An 11,451-nucleotide genomic window follows, 5' to 3' on the forward strand; every position below is an offset into this window, starting at 1 on the left:
ACCCATGTCAATTACCCTGCAGGCTGGGCGGCAGGCACACGCCAGTGCCACCGATGCCGCAGTAGCCTTCGGGGTTCTTGGCCAGGTACTGCTGGTGGTAGGCCTCGGCGAAGTACACGGTCGGCGCCTGGTCGATCTCGGTGGTGATCTCGCCGAAACCGGCCTTGTTCAGCTCGGCCTGGAAAGCATCGCGGCTGGCCTTGGCCTGCTCCAGTTGCTCGGGCGAGGTGCAATAGATGGCCGAGCGGTACTGGGTGCCGATGTCGTTGCCCTGGCGCATACCCTGGGTCGGGTTGTGCAGTTCCCAGAACATCGCCAGCAGTTCGCGGTAGCTGACCTTGTCCTTGTCGAACACCACCAGTACCACCTCGGTGTGGCCGGTCAGCCCCGAGCAGACCTCTTCGTAGGTCGGGTTCGGGGTGAAACCGCCGGCGTAGCCGACCACGGTGCTGACCACGCCTTCACGCTGCCAGAAGCGTCGTTCGGCGCCCCAGAAGCAGCCCAGGCCGAAGATGGCGAAGTCGATGCTGCCCTCGAAGAATGGGCCGAGCAGGGGGGTGCCTTCGAACACATAGTGGAATTCGGGCAGGGGCATGGGAGTTTCGCGGCCGGGCAGGGCCTGTTCGGCAGTGGGCATGACGTTTTTGTTCACGAGGATTTCCGAGCGCAGGACCATGATTGTTCCTCTGTCTGACAGTGGGAGCGGTTGTGGCTTGTTCGCGGGCAAGCCCGCTCCTGCAGGGTTGCATTGCAGCCTGCCATTGTAGGAGCGGGCTTGCCCGCGAAGAGGCCCACATGGCCCCTATAGTGCCCGAGGTTTGCGCGCCTGTCAGGCCACCGGCCCGCGCGGGTAGCGCCTGAGCTTGTCGACCAGCTCGCGCCCGGGGATCGGCCGGTCGAACAGATAGCCCTGGCCGACGTCACAGCGGTGGCGACGCAGGAATGCCAGTTGTTCGGAGGTCTCGATGCCTTCGGCGACCACCTTGAGCTTGAGGTTGTGGGCCATGGCCACCACCGCCGAGGTGATCTCCATGTCGTCCTGGTTGGCGGGGATCTCGCTGATGAAGCTGCGATCGATCTTGATGATGTCGATGGGAAACTTCTTCAGGTAGCTCAGCGATGAATAGCCGGTACCGAAGTCATCCATGGCCAGGGTCAGACCCAGCTGCTTGAGCTCGTCGAGCTGGCGCCGGGTGTCTTCGGTGGCTTCAAGCAGCAGGCCCTCGGTCAGCTCCAGCTCCAGCAGGTGCGGGGGTAGCGCTTCTTCCTTGAGAATGGCGCCAATCGAGCTAACCAGCTCGGGGTCGGAAAACTGCTTGGGCGACAGGTTGATCGCCACATGCAGGTTGCCCATGCCGGCCTCGCGCAATTCCTGGCTCATGCGGCACGACTGGCGCACCACCCATTTGCCGATGGGGATGATCAGGCCGGTCTCCTCGGCCACGCTGATGAACTGGTCGGGGCGGATCATGCCGCGCTCGGGGTGGTTCCAGCGCAGCAGCGCCTCCAGGCCCAGCAGGCGACCACTGCGCAGGCACAGCTTGGGCTGGTAGAAGACCTCCAGCTCGTTCTGGGTCAGGGCCCGGCGCAGGTTGTTCTCGACGAACAGCTTGTAGCTGGCCTCGGCGTTGAGCACTTCGGTGAACACCTGGACCTGATGCTTGCCGTTGGCCTTGGCCTTGTGCAGGGCCAGGCCTGCGTTCTTCATCAGGGTCTGCGGGTCGGCGCCGTGCAGGGGCGCGCAGGCCAGGCCCACGGAGGCGGTGACGTTGATCAGCTGGTTGTCGACGAACATGGGTTTGTCGAGGGTGCGCAGCAACTGCTGGGCGATGTTCTGGCCGTCTTCGAGGCTGGTGTCGTCCAGCAGCACGGCGAACTCGTTGCTGGCAAAGCGCGCCAGGCTGCCACCGCTGCTGAGGCTGTTGCGCAGACGGCGGGCCAGGCTGATCAGCAGCTTGTCGCCGGTCTGGTGGCCGAGGCTGTCGTTGATCCGCTTGAAGTTATCGATGTCGACCAGCAGCAGGCAGATCGGGCTGTCGCCGTCGCGAGCGAAGCGTTCGTCGAGGCTGCGGATGAACGCCGGGCGGTTGCCCAAGCTGGTGAGGTTGTCGGTGTAGGCCAGGCGCTCGATGCGTTGCTGGGCAAGCTTGCTCTGGGTGACGTCTTCGTAGATGCCGATGTAGTGGGTCAGCTCGCGGTTGTCGCCATACACCTTGGAAATCGATAACTGGCCCCAGTAGGGCTCCAGGCTCTTGCGCCGGCTCTTGAATTCACCTTGCCAGCTGTTGCCCATGGCCAGGCTCGACGGTGAGTCGAACAGGATCTGGCTGAGGTTTTCCAGTGCCGGCAGCTCGGCCAGGTGGTGGCCCTGCACTTCGTCGGTGCTGTACTGGGTAATGGCGGTGAAGCTTGGGTTGACGTACTCCACCACCCCGTCGCGGTTGACCAGCAGGAAGGCGCTGGCGCTTTGCTCTACCGCGCGCTGGAACAGGTGCAGGGCGCTGGTGGCGGTGCGGCGGTTGTGGTTGGTGATGACCTGGGCGAACTGGTCGGCCAGCTCACCGGCAAAGGCGATTTCGTCGGACTGCCAGGCCCGCGGCTGGCCGGTCTGCTCCAGACAGAGCACGCCGACTACCTGGCCGTCGACGCGGATACTGGCATCGAGCATGGCATTGTCGGCGGTGTTGAGCAGGCCCTGGACCATGTCCCGGGTGCGTGGGTCATGGCTGGCGTTGTGGGCGTCGATGGCGCGGCTGGCGTGCAGGGCGTCGAGGTAATCCGGGTAGTGGCTGGCGTCGATCGGCTGCGGCAGGCGGTGGGCCTGCTCGTGCTGGAACCAGGCGGTGATCGGTTCCAGGCGTTGCTCGTTGAGGTACCAGATGCTGGCGCAGTCGAGTTTGTAGATTTCGCAGGCGCTACGGGTGATCAGTTCGGCCGCTTCGAGCAAGGAGTTGCTGGCGCTGTAGCGCTGGCGTGCCAGGCGCAGGATCAGGTCCTGCTGGGCACGCACCCGCTCCAGGTGTTCGAGTTGCTCCTGCTGGGCGCGCTGGTTGAGTTGCAGGGCCAGCTGCAGGCGGCTGTTGCGTGACTCGAGATCGTTTGCGTCCTGGCCTGGGGTTTCCTCGGCCTGGTCGTCCAGCACCGTGAGGTAGCCGCGCAGCAGCTGGCGATTGTGCTGCTTGTAGGCCTCGCCGACTTCCAGCAAGCGCAGGGGCCCGGAGCCCGCGTGCAGGGTATAGCGCACGCGGTAGTGGTTGCGCCGCGCCAGTTGCAGTTGGATCTCGTCATGCAGCTTGTAGCGCGCTTCAGGCTCCATGAGGCTGGCATAGGGCGAGCCGATCAGGGCGCAGAGCTCGGCCGCGGGCAGGCCGAACTGGCGATCGCAGCCAGGGTCGAGGTAGAGCATCGCCCAACTGGCTTCGTTCAGCCGCTCGAAACGCAGCATCCCGAGCCGCGAGGGCACGGGTAACTGCGTCACGACCTCGGCCGCCACACGGCTGGCGGCATCGGGTTGGCTTTTCATCGAAGACTCGCTTGAACAAGGCGTTTGGCGCGGTATGCCGCAGGTAAGCGGCGGTGCGTTGAGCAAGGGTGCATCATGTCCCGTGGGCTGGCAAGCGGCCATATGGGGCAGCGTATGCAGGTTGTCGGCTGGGCGTGGGAAATCTGAAGCTTGTGCGCCTCGCGGCCCTTCATGGGGAGGGTGTTTCCAGGCAAAAAAAGCCCCGCCAGGGGCGGGGTTGAGGTACGAGCGTGGCAGCTCGAAATCGGTACCGCCTCCCCGGTTGGGGGAGGCGGGGTGCAGCATTACAGCAGCAGCGTGCGGATGTCCGTCAGCAGGTCGCCCAGGCGCTTGGTGAAGCGCGCAGCGGCAGCGCCGTTGATCACACGGTGATCGTAGGACAGCGACAGCGGCAGCATCAGCTTCGGCTGGAAGGCCTTGCCGTCCCAGACTGGCTGGATGGTCGCCTTGGAAACACCGAGGATCGCCACTTCCGGCGCGTTGACGATCGGCGTGAAGCCGGTGCCGCCAATGTGACCGAGGCTGGAGATGGTGAAGCAGGCACCCTGCATGTCGTCGGCCGACAGCTTCTTGGTGCGGGCTTTTTCAGCCAGCGCAGCTGCTTCGCCAGCCAGTTGCAGCAGGCTCTTCTGGTCGACGTTCTTGATCACAGGGACCAGCAGGCCATCCGGGGTGTCCACGGCGAAGCCGACGTTGACGTACTTCTTGCGGATGATGGCCTTGCCGCTCGGCGCCAGCGAACTGTTGAAGTCCGGCAGCTCCTTGAGCAGGTGGGCACAGGCCTTGAGCAGCAGCGGCAGAACGGTCAGCTTGACGCCGGCCTTCTCCGCCACGGCCTTCTGCGCAACGCGGAAGGCTTCCAGCTCGGTGATGTCGGCGGAATCGAACTGGGTCACGTGCGGTACGTTCAGCCAGCTGCGGTGCAGGTTGGCAGCACCGACCTGCATCAGGCGTGTCAGGGCGACTTCCTCGACTTCACCGAACTTGCTGAAGTCCACGGCCGGGATCGGCGGGATGCCGGCACCACCGGTCGCACCGGCGGCTGCCGGAGCTTCCTTGGCCTTCTGCATCATCGCCTTGACGTAGACCTGCACGTCTTCTTTCAGGATGCGGCCGTGCGGGCCAGTGGCGGCAACAGCGCCCAGGTCGACACCGAATTCACGCGCCAGCTGACGAACGGCAGGGCCTGCGTGAACCTTGGCGTTGCTGCCAGCAGCCGGTGCGGTAGCAACCGGTGCAGGGGCAGCAGCTGGGGCGGCAGCGGCGGCAGCGGCGGGTGCGGCGGCCGGAGCAGCTTCGGCCTTGGCGGCTTCGGGGGCAGCAGCAGGTGCCGGAGCGGCAGCCGGAGCTGCGCCCGCGACTTTCAGCTTGAAGATCAGGTCGCCAGTGCCGACTTCATCTTCCAGCTTGCACAGGACTTCCTCGACCACGCCAGCGGCAGGCGATGGGATTTCCATGGAAGCCTTGTCGGATTCCAGGGTGATCAGCGACTGGTCGGCTTCGACGGTGTCGCCGACCTTGACCAGCACTTCGATGATCTTGGCCTTGCCCGACGAACCGATATCCGGCACGTGGATGTCCTGCACGCTGGCGGCAGCCGGTGCTGCGGCAGGCGCAGGAGCAGGGGCGGCTTCAGCGGCGGGTGCTGCGGCCGCAGGGGCGTCAGCAGCCGGAGCGGCGGCCGGAGCCTCAGGCGCCGCAGCGGCGCCCTCGGCTTCCAGGACCAGCAGTTCGTCGCCTTCTTTCAGGCGATCGCCCAGCTTGACCTTCAGCTCCTTGATGACGCCGGCCTTGGGGGCCGGGATCTCCATGGAGGCCTTGTCCGACTCCAGGGTCAGCAGGCTCTGGTCCGCTTCGATGCGGTCGCCGACCTTGACGAACAGTTCGATGATTTCACCTTCACCGCTGCCGATGTCAGGTACGCGAATGAGTTCGCTCACTTAAGTTACTCCTCAGCAGTCCAGTGGGTTGCGCTTGTCCGGGTCGATGCCGAACTTGACGATGGCGTCAGCGACAACCTTCGGTTCGATCTCGCCACGGTCAGCCAGGGCTTCCAGGGCAGCCAGCACCACGAAGTGACGGTCGACTTCGAAGAAGTGACGCAGCTTCTTGCGGCTGTCGCTGCGACCGTAGCCATCGGTACCCAGGACCTTGAACTCTTTGCTTGGTACCCACTGGCGAATCTGCTCGGCGAACAGCTTCATGTAGTCGGTGGAGGCGATGACCGGACCCTTGCGACCGCTCAGGCACTGCTCGACGTAGGTCTGCTGTGGCTTCTGGCCAGGCTTGAGGCGGTTGGCGCGTTCCACGGCCAGGCCGTCGCGACGCAGTTCGTTGAAGCTGGTGACGCTCCACACATCGGCACCGATGTTGAACTCTTCACGCAGGATCTTCGCCGCTTCGCGGACTTCACGCAGGATGGTGCCGGAGCCCATCAGCTGAACGTGGTGCGCCGCTTCGCGGGTGTCTTCTTCCAGCAGGTACATGCCCTTGATGATGCCTTCCTCGGCACCGGCCGGGATGGCAGGCTGCTGGTAGGATTCGTTCATCACGGTGATGTAGTAGAAGATGTCCTGTTGCTCTTCGGTCATCTTCTTCATGCCGTCCTGGATGATCACCGCCAGCTCGTAGCCGTAGGTCGGATCGTAGGTGCGGCAGTTCGGGATGGTGCCCGCCATCATGTGGCTGTGACCGTCTTCGTGCTGCAGGCCTTCGCCGTTCAGCGTGGTACGGCCGGCGGTACCGCCGATCAGGAAGCCACGGGTGCGGCTGTCGCCAGCGGCCCAGGCGAGGTCACCGATACGCTGGAAGCCGAACATCGAGTAGAAGATGTAGAACGGCAGCATCGGCTGGTTGTGGCAGCTGTACGAAGTACCGGCAGCGATGAAGGACGACATGGCGCCGGCTTCGTTGATGCCTTCTTCGAGGATCTGGCCCTTCTTGTCCTCGCGGTAGAACATCACCTGGTCTTTATCGACTGGCTCGTAGAGCTGGCCGACCGACGAGTAGATGCCCAGCTGGCGGAACATGCCTTCCATACCGAAGGTACGGGCTTCGTCCGGGATGATCGGGACGATGCGCTGGCCGATTTCCTTGTCCTTGACCAGTTGCGCCAGGATGCGCACGAAGGCCATGGTGGTGGAGATTTCGCGGTCGCCCGAGCCGTCGAGGATCGCTTTGAGCGTCTCCAGTGGCGGGGTCGGAACGCTGAAGCTCTTGGCGCGGCGTTGTGGCACGAAGCCACCCAGTGCGGCGCGACGCTCGGCCAGGTACTTGGCTTCGGCGGAACCTTCTTCAGGCTTGAAGAACGGCAGGTTCTCGAGGTCGGCGTCCTTGACCGGAATGTCGAAGCGGTCGCGGAAGTGACGCAGGCTGTCGACGTCGACTTTCTTGGTGTTGTGCGCGGTGTTCTTGGCTTCGCCAGCACCGGTACCGTAACCCTTGATGGTCTTGGCCAGGATGACGGTCGGCTGCTCTTTGTGGTTCACAGCCTGGTGGTACGCCGCGTAGACCTTGTACGGGTCGTGGCCGCCACGGTTGAGCTTCCAGATCTCGTCGTCGGACAGGTCTTCGACCATGGCCTTGAGCTCTGGGGTGTTGAAGAAGTTCTCGCGGACGTACGCGCCGTCCTTGGCCTTGTAGTTCTGGTACTCGCCGTCGATGACTTCGTCCATGCGGCGCTGCAGGGCACCGTTGGTGTCCTTGGCCAGCAGTGGGTCCCAGAAGCGGCCCCAGACGACCTTGTTGACGTTCCAGCCACCGCCACGGAACACGCCTTCGAGTTCCTGGATGATCTTGCCGTTGCCGCGAACCGGGCCGTCGAGGCGCTGCAGGTTGCAGTTGATGACGAAGATCAGGTTGTCCAGCTTCTCGCGGCCGGCCAGGGCGATCGCGCCCAGGGATTCCGGCTCGTCGCACTCGCCGTCGCCCATGAAGCACCAGACCTTCTGCTTGCCGGCCGGGATGAAGCCGCGGGCTTCCAGGTACTTCATGAAGCGTGCCTGGTAGATCGCCTGGATCGGACCCAGACCCATCGAAACGGTCGGGAACTGCCAGAAGTCAGGCATCAGCCATGGGTGCGGGTACGAAGACAGGCCGTTGCCGTCCACTTCCTGGCGGAAGTTGTTCATCTGCTCTTCGCTGATGCGGCCTTCCATGAAGGCGCGGGCGTAGACGCCTGGCGAAGCGTGGCCCTGGAAGAAGATCAGGTCGCCGCCGTGTTCTTCGGTCGGGGCCTGGAAGAAGTAGTTGAAGCCGATGTCGTAGAGGGTGGCGCTGGAGGCGAAGCTCGAGATGTGTCCGCCCAGGTCCGAGTCCTTCAGGTTGGTGCGCATGACCATGGCCAAGGCGTTCCAACGCACCATCGAGCGAATGCGGCGTTCCATGAACAGGTCGCCAGGCATGCGTGCTTCGTGGGTGACAGGGATGGTGTTGCGGTATGGCGTGGTGATCGCGTAAGGCAGCTGGGAACCACTGCGGGTGGCCAGCTCGCCCATGCGGGTCATCAGGTAATGAGCGCGGTCTTCGCCTTCTTTGTCGAGGACCGACTCCAGGGCATCCAGCCATTCCTGGGTTTCGATAGGATCGAGGTCTTGCATGGCTTGCTCCAGGGCGGAAAGGCAACCAGAATCGGAAGCCTGAGTTTGCGACTGGCCTTTTGGGCAGACGTCGTGAATTCTTGGATTTGCCGGACAGTCATCCGGCGCCGTGTAGTTTTACTACAAATGCTTCGGCATTTCATGCTTTTGAGCAGTCGGGGGAGTAGTAATACTACAGAAAAACGGCTTGTGGCCGCCTTTCGGGTTGTGGAGAAAAACGTTCCTGTTGGTTGGTATCGCACTGGCACAAGAGGTTTCTTGATGTTTCGTACCAATGATTTGAGTTTTTCAGCTATTTACAACTTTTGTATGACAGTCCAACCGCGGTCCGTCCCTCTTTCGCCTGCACTCACCCCTCTCATTCACGCCGATCAAGGATAGACCATGCGCCTGCCTTTGCCGCTCGATCTGCCTGGCGCCCTGCAACCGCTGGTCGCCCGTAACCGACAATTCCTGCAGGAGGCGCTGGCGGCGCATCCGGATCTTGATCCAGACAGTTGGAACGCGGTGCATCGCCTGCAGTTCGATCAGGTGGCTGCAGCCAGTGATTTCGTCCTCGAGCAGGCGCAGCGCGAACCGGCAACGCTGTTCGAGCTGCTCGCCAGCGGCGAAATGGATCGCCCCTATGGCCCCGGCCAGTTGCGTGCCCATATAAAAGCTGCCGCAGACGCGGCCCAGAGCGAAGACGAGCTGGCGCGCAACTTGCGCCGTGCGCGCAATCGCCAGCAGGTGCGGATCATCTGGCGCGACATCACCCGCCAGGCCGAACTGGGCGAGACCTGCCGCGACCTGTCCGAGCTAGCCGACGCCTCGATCGACGAAGCCTATCAATGGCTGTACCCGCGCCATTGCCAGCAGTTCGGCACGCCGATCGGCAACCGCACTGGCCAGCCGCAGCACATGGTGGTGCTGGGCATGGGCAAGCTGGGCGCGGTGGAGCTCAACCTGTCGTCGGACATCGACCTGATCTTCGCCTTCCCTGAAGGCGGCGAGACCGAAGGGGTCAAGCGCTCGCTGGATAACCAGGAGTTCTTCACCCGCCTCGGGCAACGCCTGATCAAGGCGCTGGACCCGGTGACCGTCGACGGTTTCGTGTTCCGCGTCGACATGCGCCTGCGCCCCTATGGCTCGGCAGGCGCGTTGGTGCTCTCGTTCAATGCCCTGGAGCAGTACTACCAGGATCAGGGGCGCGATTGGGAACGCTACGCCATGATCAAGGCCCGCGTGGTGGCGGGCGACCAGGTGGCCGGTGCGCAGTTGCAGGAGATGCTGCGACCGTTCGTCTATCGGCGCTACCTGGATTTCTCTGCCATCGAGGCGCTGCGCACCATGAAGCAGCTGATCCAGCAGGAAGTGCGGCGCAAGGGCATGGCAGAGAACATCAAGCTCGGTGCCGGCGGCATCCGCGAGGTCGAGTTCATCGCCCAGGCCTTCCAGCTGATCCACGGCGGGCGCGATCTGAGCCTGCAGCAGCGGCCGCTGCTCAAGGTCCTGGCAACGCTCGAGGGGCAGGGTTACCTGCCACCGGCAGTGGTAAGCGAACTGCGTGATGGGTACCAGTTCCTGCGTTACACCGAGCACGCGATCCAAGCCATCGCCGACCGCCAGACCCAGATGCTGCCGGACTCGGAGCTCGACCGCGAACGGGTCGCCTACATCCTTGGCTTTGCCGACTGGCAGGCGTTCCACGACCAACTGATGCAGTGGCGTGGCCGGGTCGACTGGCACTTCCGCCAGGTGATCGCCGATCCAGATGAAGAGGAAGCCGAGGGCGAGCTGGTAGTGGGCGGCGAGTGGTCGCCGCTGTGGGAGCAGGCGCAGGACGAGGAGGCCGCCGGTCGCCAACTGGAAGAGGCCGGGTTCAAGCAGTCGGGCGAGGCCCTGCGTCGTTTGGCCTCCTTGCGTGCCAGCCCGTCGCTGCGTTCGATGCAGCGCATTGGCCGCGAGCGTCTGGACGCCTTCATTCCACGCCTGCTGGCGCAGACCGTGGAGCACCAGAACCCTGACTTGGTGCTGGAGCGAGTGCTCCCCTTGGTGGAAGCGGTGGCTCGGCGTTCGGCTTACCTGGTGCTGCTGACCGAAAACCCAGGCGCCTTGCGCCGTCTGTTGACCCTGTGCGCCGCCAGCCCCTGGATCGCCGAGCAGATCACGCGCTTCCCGCTGCTGCTCGACGAACTGCTCAACGAAGGCCGCCTGTTCAGCCCGCCGCTGGCGCCTGAGCTGGCGTCGGAGCTGCGCGAGAGATTGACGCGCATTCCCGAGGACGACCTGGAGCAGCAGATGGAGGCCCTGCGTCACTTCAAGCTGGCCCACAGCTTGCGGGTGGCGGCATCTGAAATCAGCGGCAACCTGCCCTTGATGAAGGTCAGCGACTACCTGACCTGGCTGGCCGAGGCCATCCTCGACCAGGTGCTGGCCTTGGCCTGGCGTCAGACCGTGTCCCGTCATGGTCAGCCCAAGCGCAGTGATGGCACCCTGTGCGACCCAAGTTTCATCATCGTCGGCTACGGCAAGGTCGGCGGCATCGAACTGGGACATGGCTCGGACCTGGACCTCGTATTCATCCACGACGGCGACCCGAACGCCGAGACCGATGGCGCCAAGCCCATCGACGGCGCGCAGTTCTTCACCCGCCTGGGCCAGCGCATCATCCACCTGCTGACTACCCAGACCAACTCCGGCCAGCTCTATGATGTGGACATGCGCCTGCGCCCCTCCGGTGCGTCGGGGCTGTTGGTCAGCTCGCTCGGGGCCTTCGAGCGCTACCAGCAGAACGAGGCCTGGACCTGGGAACACCAGGCCCTGGTGCGGGCGCGTGTGCTGGTGGGCTGCAAGCAGGTCGGCAGTGCCTTCGAAGCGGTACGTGCCGGCGTGCTGGGCAAGGCCCGCGATCTCGACGCGCTGCGTCAGGAGGTCAGCGAGATGCGCGCCAAGATGCGCGCCAGCCTGGGCAGCAAGAGCACCGTTGCCGGTACCGCCGACAACGCCTTCGAGCCCGGCCAGCCGTTCGATGTCAAGCAGGATGCCGGTGGTATCGTGGATATCGAATTTATGGTGCAATACGCCGCTTTGGCCTGGTCCCACGACCATCCGGCCCTGCTGCGCTGGACCGATAACATTCGCATCCTCGAAGAGTTGGAGCAGGCCGGGTTGATGCCCGCCGAAGACGCGATTTTGTTGCGCGAGGTGTACAAGACCTTCCGCTCCGCCTCCCACCGCCAGGCACTGCAGAAACAGGCCGGGGTGATCGATGCCGGGCAGCTTGTCGATGAGCGCCGCGAGGTGCGGCGGATCTGGGGTGAGCTGGGTTTGAGCTGACTATCGTGCTGG

5 protein-coding genes are annotated in these 11,451 nt (G+C 64.0%); 1 reads left to right on the forward strand and 4 read right to left on the reverse strand.

Going from position 1 to position 11,451, the window contains the following annotated elements; all coding sequences use genetic code 11:
* Positions 1-7: 7 nt before the first annotated feature.
* The 4 genes from msrA to aceE form a co-directional block, all read right to left on the reverse strand.
* The gene (gene msrA, locus AB688_RS03945) at positions 8-676 is read right to left on the reverse strand and encodes a peptide-methionine (S)-S-oxide reductase MsrA (protein ID WP_063542302.1); all 669 of its coding nucleotides are present in this window, start codon (positions 674-676) and stop codon (positions 8-10) included.
* Positions 677-829: 153 nt separating this feature from the next.
* Positions 830-3,523 carry a putative bifunctional diguanylate cyclase/phosphodiesterase gene (locus AB688_RS03950; protein WP_063542304.1) on the reverse strand — a complete coding sequence of 898 codons (2,694 nt, stop codon included), beginning with the start codon at positions 3,521-3,523 and terminating at the stop codon, positions 830-832.
* Between the two features lie 284 nt (positions 3,524-3,807).
* Positions 3,808-5,463 carry a dihydrolipoyllysine-residue acetyltransferase gene (gene aceF, locus AB688_RS03955; protein ID WP_063542306.1) on the reverse strand — a complete coding sequence of 552 codons (1,656 nt, stop codon included), beginning with the start codon at positions 5,461-5,463 and terminating at the stop codon, positions 3,808-3,810.
* Positions 5,464-5,475: 12 nt separating this feature from the next.
* Positions 5,476-8,121, reverse strand: coding sequence for a pyruvate dehydrogenase (acetyl-transferring), homodimeric type (aceE, locus tag AB688_RS03960; RefSeq protein WP_054892164.1), 2,646 nt, complete (start codon positions 8,119-8,121; stop codon positions 5,476-5,478).
* 384 nt (positions 8,122-8,505) lie between these two features.
* On the opposite strand from aceE, the gene glnE reads away from it, so the two are divergent.
* A complete protein-coding gene (gene glnE / locus AB688_RS03965) occupies positions 8,506-11,439 on the forward strand; it encodes a bifunctional [glutamate--ammonia ligase]-adenylyl-L-tyrosine phosphorylase/[glutamate--ammonia-ligase] adenylyltransferase (RefSeq protein WP_063542308.1) in 2,934 nt (977 codons plus the stop codon).
* Positions 11,440-11,451 lie beyond the last annotated feature (12 nt).

Origin of the sequence: Pseudomonas putida, from assembly GCF_001636055.1 — a bacterium.
Lineage (GTDB): Bacteria > Pseudomonadota > Gammaproteobacteria > Pseudomonadales > Pseudomonadaceae > Aquipseudomonas > Aquipseudomonas machongensis.

Excerpts from the sequence above, each read along its gene's own strand:
- msrA (WP_063542302.1), bottom strand. The coding sequence starts at position 676 with ATGGTCCTGCGCTCGGAAATCCTCGTGAACAAAAACGTCATGCCCACT.
- AB688_RS03950 (WP_063542304.1), bottom strand. The coding sequence starts at position 3,523 with ATGAAAAGCCAACCCGATGCCGCCAGCCGTGTGGCGGCCGAGGTCGTG.
- aceE (WP_054892164.1), bottom strand. The coding sequence starts at position 8,121 with ATGCAAGACCTCGATCCTATCGAAACCCAGGAATGGCTGGATGCCCTG.
- glnE (WP_063542308.1), top strand. The coding sequence starts at position 8,506 with ATGCGCCTGCCTTTGCCGCTCGATCTGCCTGGCGCCCTGCAACCGCTG.